This is a genomic window from Pseudomonas azerbaijanorientalis (assembly GCF_019139795.1).
In the GTDB taxonomy this organism is placed as follows: Bacteria; Pseudomonadota; Gammaproteobacteria; order Pseudomonadales; family Pseudomonadaceae; genus Aquipseudomonas; species Aquipseudomonas laurylsulfatiphila.
In genome coordinates, this window is sequence record NZ_CP077078.1 from 5,218,219 (window position 1) to 5,234,771 (window position 16,553).

The window sequence follows — 16,553 nt, forward strand, 5'->3', positions numbered from 1 at the left end:
TGGACCGCGTTGTCTGTATTCGCGAGCAAGCCCGCTCCCACAGTTGACCGCGTGCTGATGAAGAACTCGGTCTAATGTGGGAGCGGGCTTGCTCCGGGCGGCGTTCCGACGAAGGCGATCTGACAGTCACTACCATTCAAGGGCTGTAATACCCCACAGCCACCAGAAAATGCCCGACCTTCTTCAGGTAGGCATGCTTGTTCTCGACCTTGCCGGTCACCGGATTTTTCCAGCGGTATTCGTATTCGCCGTAATCCTGTTTGGCCATCAACGCCAGAATCGGCTCGCCCACAGGCTTGCCTTCCGGGTCTTCGATCTTGCTGAAGTCGGTATTGATCAGCCGCAGGTTGGTGCCGTGGGCCACATAACGTCGGGTGTCCAGGTCGACGACAAACACATACAGGTCATCCTGCAGGTAGCCGCCCTTGAGGGAATTGATCGCCGTCAGAGTGCCCTTTTCGTCCCTGGCCAGATCGGTTGCCGCTTTATTCAGCAAGGCCATGGCCTGTTCAGCGGAGGCTCGGGGCAGGTAATAACCGACCGCCAGAATCCTCTGGCCGATGCGCTGGTAGTAGACATGTTTGCGCTCGACCTTGCCGTCGCTCCAGTTCTGCCAGCGATACTCCGCCTGCTGAATGCCATTGCCCTCCGGCACCTTCAGGGCGTCCTTGAAGGTTTTCTGCAAGTCCGGACCCAGCACCTGCGACACGTCCCGGCCAATCAACGCCGACGACGGTCCGCCGCTGGCAAGCATCACGCCCTTGGTGTCGAGCACAAAGACGTAACGGTCCTTGTCAACAAACTCGCCCTGGCGACTGAACGCCGCAAAGGCCTTGTCACCGTTCTCGTGGTAGTAGGCCAAGGCTTTTTCCAGCAGGGCGATGGCCGCCTTGCTGTCGTCCTTTTCCGTCCCGGCGGCTTGTGCCTGGCCCAGGCACAGTAAAAACATGCCGCATAACAAGGCGGACTTATGCAGAAACCCCATTGCGTATCCCTCGTTCCTGATGGTGTTTCAAGAGCGTAGACGGCAATGGGGGGAGGCATGGATATTCAGGAAAACACACAGCGGGGGCTTTTGTGGCGAGGGGGCTTGCCCCCGTTGCGCTGCGAAGCGGCGCTAAAACCTGCGACCGGTGATGGCCTGACACACCGCGGTTACCGGTTTTACGACTGCTGCGCAGCCGAACGGGGTGGTGCGGCATTCCGACAAGCCCCCTCGCCACAAGTGCTGCTATTACTGCCGGGCGCGCAACTGCTGTTGCAGGTTCTGGATCTGCGCCTGAAGGGTATTGATGTTGCGGGTGACCTGGCTGCGGAAGGCATCGAACTCCGCGGTATTGGTCGCGCCCAGTGCGGAGGCCGGACGGTTGTCCTGCACGCTCTTGAGCACGACGATATCTTGCTCGAGACGCTCGATGGCAGCGCTCGGGTTGCCTTGCTTCTTCAGGGCGACGATATCGGCACCCAGGCTTTTCAACTGTGCATCGAATTTTTCCGAGTCGGACGGAGCACTTTTCAGGGCGGCCACTTCAGCACTCAGGGCTTTGACCTCGGCCTGCAACTGCGTATTGACCGCCTGATGCTCAGTGTTCTGGGCAGTCAGCAGTGCAAGGCGCTTGTCCGCTTCAGTGGTTTGCGCCGACATTTGCGCCAGTCGCTTGTCCAGGTCCGAGGCCTGGCCGGCCACACCTTGCTGTTGGGTGCTCTGGTCCTGGAGCTTGCCTTCCAGCTGGCGGATTTGCAGCTTCAAGGCCTCGCTGTCGGTTGTGACACTGGTCTGGCTGGCCACAACCTTTCCGGAAATATCCTGCAGGCGCCCTGCCGCTTCCTCGCTGATCCGCGCGAAACTTTCCTGGGTCGCCACCAGTTGCTGTTCCATCAGGGAGATCTGCTGAAAGCTCCACCAGGCCAGGCCCGCGAACGCAAAGAACAGCGCCCCGACCAACGCCCACAGGGGACCGGTACTCGCCGCCTTGACCTTCACCACCGGCGCCGTGCGCGAATGCACGACCGTGCGAGCAGTGGGCGGAAAATCGTCATCGAGAACGTCTGCACGCAGGCTCGGTACATCGTCGAAGTCGTCGTTGGCATCGTTTCGCATGGACATTGAATCAACCTTAGTGAATCACATAATGGCTTTATGCCGCGCAGTATAAACCCCACAGCCGCAACCATTGACCCCCAAGCCCGTATCCGGTTCAGAAATGGCGCGCTGTTCGAGCCTCAGCGAATATCCTGCGCCTTCCACCAGCCACAGAATTCATCGAGCGCCGTCCAGAGGCTGACCTTGGGATCGTAATCCAGATAATGCCGGGCACGGCTGATGTCCAGGGTGAAATTTTTGTTCATGACTTGCATGCCCAGGCGCGACAGTGTCGGTTCGGGACGCCCCGGCCACATCTTGCACACGCCCTCGTTGAGCGCCGCCACGCCGTAGCCCAGGCCGTAGGAGCGGTAGCGGGTGACCTGTGGGACGTCCATTTTGCGCATGACGTAATTGACCACATCCCACAACGGAATCGGCGTGCCGTTGCTGATGTTGTAAGCCTTGCCCAGCGCGGAACCGCTGGCCAGCAAACTGCTGAGCAACGCCTCGTTGAGGTTTTGCACGCTGGTGAAGTCAACTTTGTTCAGACCGTTGCCGATGATTGCCAGGCGCCCCTTGCGCTGCATGTTCAACAGGCGCGGGAAGATGCTCATGTCGCCGGCCCCGGTCACGAAACGCGGGCGCAGGGCCAGGGTTTCGAGGCCGAACTCCTGGGCACCGAAGACTTTTTGCTCGGCCAGGTACTTGGTGGCGGCGTAAGGGTGTTTGAAGCGCTTGGGCACCTGCTCTTCGGTCAGGCCCAGGTGATCTCGACCATCGAAATAGATCGACGGCGACGACAAATGCACCAGCCGCCGAACCCGTTGCTTGAGGCAGGCTTCGACCACGTTCTCGGTGACCTGGACGTTGCCCTGATGGAAATCCTGATAACGTCCCCATAAACCGACGGCACCGGCGCAATGCACCACGGCCTCGACGTCCGAACACAATTCGCGCGCCAGTTCCGGGTCGCTCAAGTCGCCCTGGATGAACTCGGCTCCGCGGCGTACCAGATGCTCCACACTCTCGGCCCGGCGACCGTTGACCCGCACGTCCAGGCCCTGCTCCAGGGCAAAACGCGCAAAGCGTCCGCCGATGAAGCCGCTTGCGCCGGTAACCAGAATCTTCATGAATTGCTCCGAATATTTCGTTTTGCGTATTACGTGAGGTCTTGACGCTGCGCGTCAGTCCAAGGGCACCAGCCATTGCTTCGATGCGCTGACCAATTGATCGGTGAGCAACCCCAGCAACTGACCGCCATTACGCCAATGATGCCAGTACAGCGGCACATCGATCGGCTTATCTGGCAACAACTCCCGCAATACGCCCCTTTCAAGTTGCTCGCGTACCTGCAGTTCCGGAACCAGGCCCCAGCCCAGACCGGCTTCGGTCAATCGAATGAAGCCTTCGGACGACGGGCATAAATGGTGTTCGAAACCACCCTCGACGCCGAGGGACGCCAGATACCGATGCTGCAGGAAGTCGTCCGGCCCAAACACCAGCGCCGGGGTGCGGGCCAACTGATCGGCGCGTACGCCTTGCGGAAAATGCCGGGCAATAAAGGCCGGGCTGGCCAGTGCACGGTAACGCATGGCCCCCAGCAGTACGCTGCGCGCGCCTGCCACCGGACGCTCGCTGGCGCAGACACAGGCTGCCACCTCGCCGGCACGCATGCGCTTGAGGCCGACGGTCTGGTCTTCGACCACCAGATCCATCAACAGATGCTGTTGCGCGCAAAACTCCCCCACCGCCTGCGCCCACCAGGTGGCCAGGCTGTCGGCGTTCAGGGCGATCCGCAGGCGTTCCGGCAGGCCCTCTTCATCCAGTGCCGGCACCAGGCTTTGCAAATCCCGTTCAAGCAAGCGCACCTGTTGCACGTGGTTGAGCAACCGCCGACCGATTTCCGTTGGCGTTGGCGGTGTGGCCCGCACCAGCACCGGCTGGCCAACCCGCGCTTCCAGCAGCTTGATGCGTTGCGATATCGCCGACTGCGAAAGGCCCAGCACCTGGGCCGCCCGTTCAAAACCGGCCTGTTCGACCACGGCGGCCAAGGCAGAAAGCAATTTATAGTCGAACATCAGTTTTCCTAATGAGTGATCAGCAAGATTGGTTTTTCTTATACATCCTTCACAGGGACAATGACCAGCAAGAACTCTTGAACAAGGATCACCCATATGGCTGGCGAAACTTCATTGGCAACGTTGCTGCGCAGCATGAGCCCGCAACTCAATGCCGGCGAATACGTGTTCTGCACCCTGCGCGACGGCCAGTTGCCTGCGGGCCTGGAGATTGTCGGCAGCTTCCGCGAGCAGGAAGGCCTGACCGTGATTCTCGAACGCTCCCACGCCGAAAAAGCCGGGCTGCGCTTCGACTACATCGCCGCCTGGATCACCTTGAACGTGCATTCGGCACTCGAAGCGGTTGGCCTGACCGCCGCATTCGCCACGGCATTGGGCAAGGCCGGCATCAGTTGCAACGTGATTGCCGGCTACTACCACGACCATTTGTTTGTCGGCCAGGCCGACGCCGACCGTGCCCTGCAGGTGCTGCGGGATCTGGCAGCCAACGCGGAGTAAAAAATCATGTGGCAAAGTTATATGAACGGCCTGTTGGTGGCCTTTGGCCTGATCATGGCGATCGGCACCCAGAATGCGTTTGTCCTCGCGCAAAGCCTGCGGCGTGAACATCACCTGCCGGTCGCGGCACTCTGCGTGGCCTGCGACGCCCTGCTGGTGGCAGCCGGGGTGTTCGGCCTGGCGACGGTATTGGCACAGAACCCGACATTGCTGGCCATCGCCCGCTGGGGCGGTGCAGCGTTTCTGTTGTGGTATGGCACCCAGGCACTGCGCCGGGCCTTTTCGAAACAGAGCCTTGAGCAGGGCGAGGGTCAGACAGTACGCTCGCTGCGGGCGGTCATGCTCAGCGCGCTGGCGGTGACCTTGCTCAACCCGCACGTCTACCTGGACACCGTTTTGCTGATCGGCTCCCTGGGCGCACAACAAACCGAGCCCGGCGCTTATGTGGTCGGCGCGGCCAGTGCCTCGCTGCTGTGGTTCTTCACCCTGGCGCTGGGTGCGGCATGGCTGGCACCCTGGCTCGCCCGCCCCGGTACCTGGCGAATTCTCGATCTGTTGGTGGCGGTGATGATGTTTGCCGTAGCGCTGCAGTTGATCGCGGCCATCTGATTGGCGGAACCTCTATTCCACACAGTTGTTGCGTGGTTATGCCGCCCCCCCGGTGCTATGATCCGTCTCCCTGCGCCGCAAAGAGTACAAACTCCCCGGCGCTTGTCTGGCCGCCCGTGATCGGCCTTGCGCTCACCGCAACTGACCTGATTAGGAGAATCATCATGGCTTTCGAATTGCCGCCGCTGCCGTACGCACACGATGCCCTGCAGCCGCACATTTCCAAGGAAACTCTGGAATTCCACCACGACAAGCACCACAACACCTACGTCGTGAACCTGAACAACCTGGTGCCAGGCACCGAGTTCGAAGGCAAGACCCTGGAAGAAATCGTCAAGACTTCCTCGGGCGGTATCTTCAACAACGCCGCACAGGTCTGGAACCACACTTTCTACTGGAACTGCCTGGCGCCAAACGCCGGCGGTCAACCAACCGGCGCACTGGCTGAGGCCATCAACGCAGCTTTCGGTTCGTTCGACAAGTTCAAGGAAGAGTTCAGCAAGACTTCCATCGGCACCTTCGGTTCCGGTTGGGGCTGGCTGGTGAAGAAGGCTGACGGTTCCCTGGCCCTGGCCAGCACCATCGGCGCCGGCAACCCGCTGACCAACGGCGACACCCCGCTGTTGACCTGCGACGTCTGGGAACACGCTTACTACATCGACTACCGCAACCTGCGTCCGAAGTACGTCGAAGCGTTCTGGAACCTGGTCAACTGGAAATTCGTGGCTGAGCAGTTCGAAGGCAAAACCTTCACCGCTTAAGCTCGACGCCAGTCAAGAAACCCGGCTTTTGCCGGGTTTTTTTATGCGTTCGGGAAAGTGGCCACATCAATGAAAAATGTGTCGATTATCCGGCCCTCTTCGCGAGCAAGCCCGCTCCCACATTTGCTCCATAGACGACACGATCCAGTGTGGGAGCGGGCTTGCTCGCGAAGAACGATGACGCGGTCAACCTGAATGAATACCTATCCCTGCGGATCGAGGTTATCCAGCGCGCGACTCACCGCCAACTCCGCCAACATGACAATCTGCGAAATGGCCAACGCTGTGTTGCGCTGGGGGCCATTCAGGTAGGTGGCGAAATCACTCGCCAGGACATTGGCGGAAGCCAGTGATTCACAGGCGTGGGCAAGAAGGGTTTCAGTGTCCATGTCGGGAACGATCATGAACATGGTGTGGGGGCTGTAGGGTTTGGTGCTGCTGGGGGGATCGGGGATTAACTTATCCAAAATATGCTCCTTATCGATTGGAGCCATCTCTCGCCGTTTCTCACGCGGGCGAAGAGGTGGCAGCTATGTGCGGAGTGAGAAACCGGCAAGAGAGCAATCCGGCCAGACCGAGGTCTGCCCGCACACAGCCGCCATAAAGCATTGCTGGCAGCGGATAAGCTGGCGGCAATTATGGTGGTACTGGCGCTGGATTAACACTCTCTTGCGGGTTCTCACACCCGATCGCTGAAGCATTTCAGCGATCACCAAAGGTTATTCAGCCCGCTTCCGACGGACAACCTGAAAACTGCGTGGGAAAGTTCTGGAGCTTTCCTACACCGCGCCATCTCGCAGAAACGTAACGCGGAGCGTCCCTGGCATCACTCCCACGCGGGCGTCTGGGATTGATCAGCTTGGAGGCGTGGGAGATTGGTCGGTTGACAGGCCGTCATCGCTGGCAAGCCAGCTCCCACAGGGTCAAAGTACATCCGCCAGATACAGGTCGGCTGTCAGGCCGCCTTCGCGAGCAAGCCCGCTCCCACAGAAGAGCAAAGGCAGAGCGGCGTACACAGAGGCTCTTCACCACTCATCAGGCCGAGCGTTAGCTCGCCTGCAGCTCTTGATCTTGATCCACCCGCCCCCTCGGCAGGCTGAGCGGAGGTGTTCATCCGGGGATGGGCGCGCAGCGCCGTTCGACGCAGTCGAACTCATTGCATGTAGGTCGAAGCGAAGCCGACCGGAGGGCAATGCCCCCGGATGAATACCGGAGCGGAGGAACCCCGAGCCTAGGCGAGGGGCCGTACGTAAGGGGCGAGACCTTTTGGTTACTTTTGGGGCGTTTGCCAAAAGTGACCCGCTGTAAGAGCGGAACCGTAAGTCGCCGTTACCAAAGAAATGGATATGTACTCCGTTAAAAACCCAACAATGAAACAAGCCTCGAGCCCCTTGCCCCACCGCCACAGACGGCTAACATCAAACAAAAGGAAAATATCTCCACCCCGCCCCTCAAGTTGAAGGACTCGACAACCGACACAGTGCTAATAGGCTAATTCGTCAAGACAACTGCAAATCAGCCAAGCTGCAGGCAAAATCCCCCAAGGATGATTGTCCCTTTGACTGCCATCACGGGATTGCCAATACTCATGGCAACTTGATGCTACCCGCACGGAACAAGGAATAACCCTTTGAAGCTGGAACTCAAGAACAGCTTGTCGGTGAAGTTGCTCCGGGTCGTGCTCCTGTCGGCATTGATCGTAGGCGTGGTCTTGAGCTGCGCGCAGATCGTGTTCGATGCCTATAAAACACGCCAGGCCGTCGCCAGCGATGCCGAACGCATCCTCGACATGTTTCGCGACCCCTCGACCCAAGCCGTCTACAGCCTGGACCGGGAAATGGGCATGCAGGTGATCGAAGGTCTGTTTCAGGATGCCGCCGTGCGCAAGGCCTCCATCGGCCATCCCAACGAAGCCATGCTCGCGCAAAAAACCCGCGAACTGCAGCACTCCCACAGCCGCTGGCTGACCGACCTGATTCTCGGCAAGGAACGCACCTTCACCACCCAGCTGGTCGGTCGCGGGCCTTACAGCGAGTATTACGGCGACCTGAGCATCACCCTCGATACCGCCACCTACGGCCAAGGGTTCATTGTCAACTCGGTGATCATCTTCATTTCCGGCGTACTGCGCGCGCTCGCCATGGGGCTGGTGTTGTATCTGGTCTACCATTGGCTGCTGACCAAGCCACTGTCGCGGATCATCGAGCACCTCACGGAAATCAATCCGGATCGTCCCAGCGAACACAAGATTCCGCTGCTCAAGGGCCACGAGAAAAACGAACTGGGCATCTGGATCAACACCGCCAACCAGTTGCTCGAGTCCATCGAACGCAACACCCATCTGCGCCACGAGGCGGAAAACAGCCTGTTGCGCATGTCCCAGTACGATTTCCTGACGGGACTGCCGAACCGGCAGCAATTGCAGCAGCAACTGGACAAGATCCTCATCGACGCCGGCAGGTTGCAGCGCCGGGTCGCGGTGTTGTGTGTCGGTCTCGACGATTTCAAGGGCATCAACGAGCAGTTCAGCTACCAGACCGGCGACCAGCTGCTGCTGGCCCTGGCCGATCGCCTGCGTGGCCATAGCGGTCGCCTGGGTGCCCTCGCCCGCCTCGGCGGCGACCAGTTCGCCCTGGTCCAGGCCGATATCGAACAACCCTACGAGGCCGCCGAGCTGGCACAAAGCATTCTCGATGATCTGGAAGCGGCGTTTGCCCTCGACCATCAGGAGATTCGCCTGCGCGCCACCATCGGCATCACCCTGTTCCCCGAGGACGGTGACAGCACCGAGAAATTGCTGCAAAAGGCCGAGCAGACCATGACGCTGGCCAAGACCCGCTCGCGCAACCGCTATCAGTTCTATATCGCCAGCGTCGACACCGAAATGCGCCGCCGCCGCGAGCTGGAAAAAGATCTGCGCGATGCACTGGTCCGCAATCAGTTCTATCTCGTCTACCAGCCGCAGATCAGTTACCGCGATAACCGCGTAGTGGGCGTCGAAGCCCTGATTCGCTGGCAGCATCCCGAGCACGGCATGGTGCCGCCGGACCTGTTCATCCCGCTGGCCGAGCAGAACGGCACCATCATCGCCATCGGCGAATGGGTGCTGGACCAGGCCTGCAAACAATTACGCGAGTGGCATGACCAGGGCTTCAGTGAGCTGCGCATGGCGGTCAACCTGTCCACGGTTCAATTGCACCACGCCGAACTGCCACGGGTGGTCAACAACCTGCTGCAAATGTACCGCCTGCCGCCACGCAGCCTGGAACTGGAAGTCACCGAAACCGGCCTGATGGAAGACATCAGCACCGCGGCCCAGCATCTGCTCAGCCTGCGCCGCTCCGGTGCGCTGATCGCCATCGATGACTTTGGAACCGGCTATTCATCCTTGAGCTATCTCAAGAGCCTGCCACTGGACAAGATCAAGATCGACAAGAGCTTCGTTCAGGACCTGCTCGATGACGACGACGATGCGACCATCGTTCGCGCCATCATCCAGCTGGGCAAGAGTCTGGGCATGCAGGTGATTGCCGAAGGTGTGGAAACCGCCGAACAAGAGGCCTACATCATTTCCGAAGGCTGCCACGAAGGTCAGGGTTATCACTACAGCAAGCCATTGCCGGCGCGGGAACTGGGCGTTTACCTCAAGCAGGCCCAGCGCAGCAACGCCGCTATTTTGTAACCCCCCCTGTAGGAGCGAGCTTGCTCGCGATGGACTTGAGAACACCGCGGGGTATCAGGTTCCCAGCGTTATCGTTGACGTCCATCGCGAGCAAGCTCGCTCCTACAGTGAATAAGAAATATTTCCACCTACAACCCTTTACACATAATGCGAAAGATTTGCATTATGTCGCAGTTTTGCGTGCGCATAGCGCCACTCCACCCCTATCGAAGCAGGATGTTCGCCATGATTCGTATGCCTCTGGCTACCGCCAGTCTGTTGGCCATCGCTATTTCCCTCGCCGGTTGCGGCGAAGGTGACAAAGAAAAAGCTGCCGCGCCTGCGCCAGTTGCCAGCACCGCGGCCGCCCCGGCTGCTGCGCCTGCCGCTGCCGCTAAAGTCGACGAAGCCGCCGCCAAAGCCGTTGTCGCTCACTACGCCGACATCGTTTTCGCCGTTTACAGCGATGCCGAATCCACCGCGAAGACCCTGCAAACCGCGGTAGACGCCTTCCTCGCCAAACCGAACGCCGACACCCTGAAAGCCGCCAAGGCTGCCTGGGTTGCCGCTCGCGTGCCTTACCTGCAGAGCGAAGTGTTCCGCTTCGGCAACACCATCGTTGACGACTGGGAAGGTCAGTTGAACGCCTGGCCGCTGGACGAAGGCCTGATCGACTACGTCGACAAGTCCTACGAGCACGCCCTGGGCAACCCGGGCGCCACCGCCAACATCATCGCCAACACTGAAGTGCAGATCGGCGAAGACAAGGTCGACGTCAAAGACATCACCCCGGAAAAACTCGCCAGCCTGAACGAGCTGGGCGGCTCCGAGGCCAACGTCGCCACCGGTTACCACGCCATCGAATTCCTGCTCTGGGGCCAGGACCTGAACGGCACCGGCCCTGGCGCCGGCAACCGTCCTGCTTCGGACTACCTGGAAGGCAAAGGCGCTACCGGCGGTCACAACGATCGTCGTCGTGCCTACCTGAAGTCCGTGACTCAGCTGCTGGTCAGCGACCTGGAAGAAATGGTCGGCAACTGGAAGCCGAACGTGGCCGACAACTACCGCGCCACCCTGGAAGCGGAACCGGCTGAAACCGGCCTGCGCAAAATGCTGTTCGGCATGGGCAGTCTGTCCCTGGGCGAACTGGCGGGCGAGCGCATGAAGGTTTCCCTGGAAGCCAATTCCCCTGAAGACGAACAGGATTGCTTCAGCGACAACACCCACAACTCGCACTTCTACGATGCCAAGGGCATTCGTAACGTGTACCTGGGCGAATACACCCGTGTCGACGGCACCAAAATGACCGGCGCCAGCCTGTCGTCCCTGGTGGCCAAGGCCGACCCGGCTGCCGACACCGCGCTCAAAGACGACCTGGCCGCTACCGAAGCCAAGCTTCAAGTCATGGTCGACCACGCCAACAAGGGCGAGCACTACGACCAGTTGATCGCTGCCGGCAACACCGCAGGCAATCAGATCGTCCGTGACGCCATCGCTGCGCTGGTCAAGCAGACCGGTTCGATCGAAGCCGCCGCTGGCAAACTGGGCATCAACGACCTGAACCCGGACAACGCTGATCACGAATTCTGATCAACGCTGGCTGAATGAAAGAGGCGACCTTCGGGTCGCCTTTTTCATATCTGCTACACACATCCCATTGTGGGAGCGGGCTTGCTCGCGAAAGCGTCGTGTCAGGCAATCTCCATGGGGACTGACACACTGCCTTCGCGAGCAAGCCCGCTCCCACAGGGGGTAATGGGTAAGCCAAATTACCTGCCCCACATCAAGCAAACGATAATTCCTCTTATTCAAATTCTTATCCCCTGTTAGACTTTGCGCCCTTGTTTTGCTCGTCTTGCAGGATCCCTGATGCCCTCGCTGCCTCTTCGCTTGTCCGCACTGTTTCTGGCCCTGGGCCTGAGTGCCTGCGATGACGCCCCGAAATTCACCCAGGCAGAACCCGGCGAAGCCCGCTCCGGCGGCAGTGCGACGGTGCGCAAGAGCGATCAGAACGCGTTTTCCATGCCCTCGGCGAACCTGCCGCCGTCCCGGCGTGTGGATTTCAGCGTCGGCAACAGCTTCTTCCGCAGCCCTTGGGTGATCGCCCCTTCGACGACGACTGCGCGCGATGGCCTCGGTCCGCTGTTCAATACCAATGCCTGCCAGGGCTGTCACATCAAGGACGGCCGCGGCCATCCACCGACTGCGGACGATGTGAACGCCGTGTCGATGCTGGTACGCCTGTCGATTCCCGACGCCCCGGCGTATGCCAAGGTCATCGAGCAGATCGGCGTGGTGCCGGAGCCCGTCTACGGCGGTCAGTTCCAGGACATGGCCGTACCCGGTGTGGCCCCCGAAGGCAAAGTGCGGGTCGATTACACCGCCGTGCCGGTTCGTTTCAAGGACGGCACCGAAGTCGAGCTGCGCAAACCGAGCCTGAATATCACCCAATTGGGCTACGGTCCGATGCATCCCGATACCCGTTTCTCGGCGCGCGTAGCGCCGCCGATGATTGGCCTGGGCCTGCTCGAGGCGATCCCTGGCGAGGCGATCCTGGCCAACGCCGAGGCACAGGCTAAGGCGAACAACGGCATCAGCGGACGACCGAACCGGGTCTGGGATGACGCAGGGCAAAAGACTGTGCTTGGACGATTTGGCTGGAAAGCCGGACAACCGAACCTCAATCAGCAAAATGTTCACGCGTTTTCGGGCGATATGGGCCTCACGACCAGCCTGCGGCCCTTTGATGACTGCACGGACGCGCAAACCGCCTGCAAACAAGCACCGAGTGGCAACGGCCCCGATGGCGAGCCGGAAGTCAGCGATAACATCCTGCGCCTGGTGCTGTTCTACAGCCGTAACCTCGCCGTACCGGCCCGTCGTGACGTCAACGCACCTGAAGTGCTGGCCGGTAAAACCCTGTTCTATCAGGCCGGCTGCCAGTCATGTCACACACCGAAATACACCACCGCCGCCAATGCCGCCGAACCTGAACTGGCCAATCAAGTGATTCGGCCATACAGCGATCTGCTGCTGCATGACATGGGCGACGGCCTGGCCGACAACCGTAGCGAATTCCAGGCCAGTGGCCGCGAATGGCGCACCCCGCCGTTGTGGGGCATCGGCCTGACACAGGCGGTCAGCGGCCACACCCAGTTCCTGCACGACGGCCGCGCCCGCAACCTGCTCGAAGCCGTGCTCTGGCATGGCGGCGAGGCGACAGCGGCGCAGCAACAGGTTTTGTCTTTCAATGCCGAGCAGCGCGCCGCGTTGCTGGCGTTCCTGAATTCCCTTTAACACGCATTCCACTCGCGGGAGCCCGACATGTTCCGTCCCAAACTGTTGTTCACCAGCCTTGCCGCCCTCGCCCTGGGCGCCTGCTCGCCCCAGGATCCGCAAGCGGTCACGTCGGCGGCCATCGCCAAGTCGGTGATCCTGCCGACCTACACCCGCTGGGTTGAAGCCGACCGTCAATTGGCAGTCAGCGCCCTCGCCTACTGCGAGGGCAAGGAAACCCTGGAAACCGCCCGTGCCGACTTCCTGCACGCGCAAAAAGCCTGGGCCGAGCTGCAACCGCTGCTGATCGGGCCGTTGTCCGAAGGCAACCGCTCGTGGCAAGTGCAGTTCTGGCCGGACAAGAAAAACCTGGTCGGCCGTCAGGTCGAGCAACTGGTCAGCGCCCAGCCGCAGATCGATGTTGCAGCGCTGGCCAAGTCCAGTGTCGTGGTGCAGGGCCTCTCGGCCTACGAATACATTCTGTTCGACAGCAAGCCTGACGTGGCCAACGCTGAGCAGAAGAGCAAATACTGCCCACTGCTGATCGCCATCGGCGAACGCCAGAAACAGTTGGCCGAAGAGATTCTGCAAACCTGGAACAACACCGACGGCATGCTCGCGCAGATGAGCAAATTCCCCAATCAGCGTTACGCCGACTCCCACGAAGCGATCGCCGATCTGCTGCGGGTTCAAGTCACCGCCATCGACACCCTGAAGAAAAAACTCGGCACGCCGATGGGTCGCCAGAGCAAGGGCGTACCGCAACCGTTCCAGGCCGATGCCTGGCGCAGCCAGTCTTCCCTGACCAGCCTGGAGGCCAGCCTCGCCGCCGCCAAAACGGTCTGGGAAGGTGTGGACAACAAAGGCCTGCGCGCACTGTTGCCAAGCGAGCAGAAGCCGTTGGCCGACAAGATCGATGCCGCCTATGCCGCCTCGCTGAAACTGTTTGCCGGCAACCAGCGCTCGCTGACCGACATGCTCAATGACGAGGCCGGCCGCCAGCAACTCAACGAGCTGTATGACAGCCTCAACGTCGTCCATCGCCTGCACGAGGCTGATCTGGCCAAGGCATTGGGCATCCAGCTGGGCTTCAACGCCAACGACGGTGACTGATGAGGGCCAGTTCCATGCTGCGACGCCAGGTTCTGACATTAGGGAGTTTGCTGCTGGGCGCGGTGACGCTGGGCGGCTGGAAGCTGTTCAAGCAAAAGGACAAGAGTCCGTTGTTGCTTTCGGCACGGGACGATACCGATGGCCAGCATTACGCCGTCGGTTATCGGCTCGATGGTACCCAGGTGTTCGCCACCCGGGTCGGCCAGCGTTGCCACGACATCATCAACCACCCGACACAGCCGATTGCGCTGTTCGTCGCCCGCCGTCCGGGCACCGAGAGCTACCTGATCGACCTGCGCGACGGCGCGCTCCTGCAAACCGTGGTGTCGCAGCCAAACCGGCACTTCTACGGACACGCGGTCATTCACCACAGCGGCGACTGGCTGTACGCCACCGAAAATGACACCACCGACCCAGGCCGCGGCCTGCTCGGTGTGTATAAGTTCGAAGGCGAAAGGCTGGTGCACAGCGGTGAGATTTCCACCCACGGCCTGGGTCCGCACCAGGTGTCGTGGATGCCCGATGGCGAAACCCTGGTGGTGGCCAACGGCGGGATTCGCACCGAGGCCGAAAGCCGGGTGGAAATGAACCTCAACGCCATGGAACCGAGCCTGGTCCTGATGCAACGTGATGGCACCCTGCTGAGCAAGGAAACCCTCGCCCAGCAGATGAACAGCGTGCGCCATCTGGCCGTCGCCAGCGATGGCACCATCGTCGCCAGCCAACAGTTCATGGGCCCAGCCCACGAGTCGTCGGAGCTGTTGGCGATCAAGCGTCCCGGTCAGCCTTTCGTGGCGTTCCCGGTGCCCGAGCACCAGTTGCAGGCTATGGGGCACTACACCGCCAGCGTCGCGGTGCACAACGACTTGCGCCTGGTGGCGTTGACTGCGCCGCGAGGCAATCGTTTTTTCATCTGGGACCTGGACAGCGGTGAAGTACGCCTGGATGCCCCACTGCCCGATTGCGCCGGGGTCGGGGCCGTGGCCGATGGTTTTGTCGTGACCTCGGGCCAGGGACGCTGCCGCTATTACGACTGCCGCCAGACAAACCTGGTCGCCAAGCCGCTGGAGCTACCCGCAGGGCTCTGGGACAACCATCTGCATCTGATGGCCTGAATCATTGAAAAGATCGCCGCCTTGGGCCGCGCCGGCATCGGGATGACGTACACCCCGCAGTGCGACCCGAGACGGCGAATCTTTTCAGGCTTTCCCCCCTCTAATACCTCGCAACCTGTAAAAACGGCAGTTGGATTACCTCTACACTCCCGGTAATGTGCCCTGCTGTCTCACCTGATTTTCTCCAAGGAACTGGAATATGCTGCGTCGCCGCATGCTGATCATGTTGGGTGTGGTTCTACTGATTGTGCTGGTCCTGGCCGCGTACAAAGCCTTCTCGATCTACACGATGGTTCAAGGCTTCTCTGCGCCTAAACCGGCCATCAGCGTTGCCGTGGCCACCGCCACCGAGCGCCCGTGGCAAGCCCGCCTGCCTACCGTTGGCACGCTCAAGGCATTGCAGGGCGTGGACCTGAGCCTGGAGACCGATGGCACCGTCATCGACTTGCAGTTCGAGTCAGGGCAAAAGGTCAAGGCCGGTCAACCACTCCTGCGCCTCGACAGCGCTGTTGAAAGTGCCCTGCTGGAAACGGCTCTGGCCGACCTCGGGCTGGCACAGCTCGATTACGGTCGCGGTAGCCAACTGGTCGGCAGCCAGGCCATTTCCAAAGGCGAGTTCGACCGACTTTCGGCGGTGCTGAAGAAGAGCAGGGCCACGGTCAATCAACTCAAGGCTGCGCTCGGCAAAAAAAGCATCCTCGCGCCCTTCAGCGGGACCATCGGCATTCGGCAGGTAGACGTTGGCGACTATCTTGCCAGCGGCACCATGATCGCCACCCTGCAAGACCTCAGTAGCCTGTATGTGGACTTTTTTGTGCCCGAGCAGTCGGTGCCGAAGATTGCACTCGGCCAGCCAGTGCAGGTCATTGTCGCGGCGTATCCGAACCAGGAGTACCCGGGCACCATCAGTGCAATCAACCCCAAAGTCGAGAACAGCACCCGTAACGTGCAGGTCCGCGCCACCCTGGCCAACCCCGATGGCAAGTTGATGCCAGGCATGTTCGCCAACCTCCAGGTGCTCCTGCCCGACCCGCAACCGCGCATCGTGGTGCCGGAAAGCGCGATTACCTACACGCTCTACGGCAACTCGGTGTATGTGGCCGTACCGAAGAAGGCCGAGGATGGCAGCCTGCTAAAGGACGACAAGGGCCAACCGGTGCTGATCGCCGAACGGCGGTTTGTCGAGACCGGCGAACGCCGTGATGGGCAAGTGATGATCATCAAAGGTGTGCAGAGCGGCGAGACAGTGGTGACCGCCGGCCAGCTCAAACTGGATAACGGCGCGCACATTGCCATCAGCGACGACAAGACCCAGGCCGGGCAGAACAGCCCGCCACGCGCGGACTGATCAAGGAA

General features: G+C 60.6%; 14 protein-coding genes. 9 read left to right on the forward strand and 5 right to left on the reverse strand.

The genetic code is table 11. The features are described from left to right. Positions 1-136: 136 nt before the first annotated feature. The 4 genes from KSS91_RS23330 to KSS91_RS23345 all read right to left on the reverse strand — a co-directional run bounded on the left by KSS91_RS23330 (position 137) and on the right by KSS91_RS23345 (position 4,164). A complete protein-coding gene (locus KSS91_RS23330) occupies positions 137-985 on the reverse strand; it encodes a cache domain-containing protein (protein WP_217836255.1) in 849 nt (282 codons plus the stop codon). Positions 986-1,234: 249 nt separating this feature from the next. After that, complete coding sequence (locus KSS91_RS23335; protein ID WP_217836256.1) at positions 1,235-2,107, reverse strand: ATPase; 873 nt, start codon at positions 2,105-2,107, stop codon at positions 1,235-1,237. 116 nt (positions 2,108-2,223) lie between these two features. Continuing rightward, entirely contained in the window at positions 2,224-3,216 is a 993-nt protein-coding gene (locus tag KSS91_RS23340; protein WP_217836257.1) for an NAD-dependent epimerase/dehydratase family protein, read from the reverse strand. Positions 3,217-3,270: 54 nt separating this feature from the next. Next, entirely contained in the window at positions 3,271-4,164 is an 894-nt protein-coding gene (locus tag KSS91_RS23345; RefSeq protein WP_007978530.1) for a LysR family transcriptional regulator ArgP, read from the reverse strand. 96 nt (positions 4,165-4,260) lie between these two features. Between KSS91_RS23345 and KSS91_RS23350 the strand changes: the two genes are divergently transcribed. From KSS91_RS23350 to KSS91_RS23360, 3 genes are all read left to right on the forward strand, one after another. Next, on the forward strand, positions 4,261-4,662 hold the full coding sequence (locus tag KSS91_RS23350) for an ACT domain-containing protein (RefSeq protein ID WP_015096660.1): 402 nt from the start codon (positions 4,261-4,263) through the stop codon (positions 4,660-4,662). Positions 4,663-4,668: 6 nt separating this feature from the next. Beyond that, positions 4,669-5,271, forward strand: coding sequence for a LysE/ArgO family amino acid transporter (locus KSS91_RS23355; RefSeq protein ID WP_015096661.1), 603 nt, complete (start codon positions 4,669-4,671; stop codon positions 5,269-5,271). Between the two features lie 164 nt (positions 5,272-5,435). Then, a complete protein-coding gene (locus tag KSS91_RS23360; protein ID WP_008022038.1) occupies positions 5,436-6,032 on the forward strand; it encodes a superoxide dismutase in 597 nt (198 codons plus the stop codon). Positions 6,033-6,235: 203 nt separating this feature from the next. Here KSS91_RS23360 and KSS91_RS23365 read toward each other — a convergent pair whose 3' ends face one another. Next, positions 6,236-6,499: a DUF6124 family protein gene (locus KSS91_RS23365; RefSeq protein WP_041474947.1), complete on the reverse strand. Its 264-nt coding sequence runs from the start codon at positions 6,497-6,499 to the stop codon at positions 6,236-6,238. A gap of 1,163 nt (positions 6,500-7,662) precedes the next feature. Between KSS91_RS23365 and KSS91_RS23370 the strand changes: the two genes are divergently transcribed. From KSS91_RS23370 to KSS91_RS23395, 6 genes are all read left to right on the forward strand, one after another. Beyond that, positions 7,663-9,714, forward strand: a complete 2,052-nt coding sequence (locus KSS91_RS23370) for a putative bifunctional diguanylate cyclase/phosphodiesterase (RefSeq protein WP_217836258.1) — start codon at positions 7,663-7,665, stop codon at positions 9,712-9,714. Positions 9,715-9,939: 225 nt separating this feature from the next. Continuing rightward, positions 9,940-11,283 (forward strand): imelysin family protein, encoded by a 1,344-nt coding sequence (locus tag KSS91_RS23375; protein WP_217836259.1) that lies wholly within the window; start codon positions 9,940-9,942, stop codon positions 11,281-11,283. A 279-nt stretch (positions 11,284-11,562) separates the two neighbouring features. After that, entirely contained in the window at positions 11,563-12,990 is a 1,428-nt protein-coding gene (locus tag KSS91_RS23380; RefSeq protein WP_217836260.1) for a di-heme oxidoreductase family protein, read from the forward strand. A gap of 27 nt (positions 12,991-13,017) precedes the next feature. Then, positions 13,018-14,082 (forward strand): imelysin family protein, encoded by a 1,065-nt coding sequence (locus tag KSS91_RS23385; RefSeq protein WP_217836261.1) that lies wholly within the window; start codon positions 13,018-13,020, stop codon positions 14,080-14,082. A gap of 14 nt (positions 14,083-14,096) precedes the next feature. Beyond that, on the forward strand, positions 14,097-15,197 hold the full coding sequence (locus tag KSS91_RS23390) for a DUF1513 domain-containing protein (protein ID WP_217836262.1): 1,101 nt from the start codon (positions 14,097-14,099) through the stop codon (positions 15,195-15,197). A gap of 199 nt (positions 15,198-15,396) precedes the next feature. Next, positions 15,397-16,545 (forward strand): efflux RND transporter periplasmic adaptor subunit, encoded by a 1,149-nt coding sequence (locus tag KSS91_RS23395; RefSeq protein WP_217836263.1) that lies wholly within the window; start codon positions 15,397-15,399, stop codon positions 16,543-16,545. The last annotated feature ends 8 nt before the right edge of the window (positions 16,546-16,553 follow it).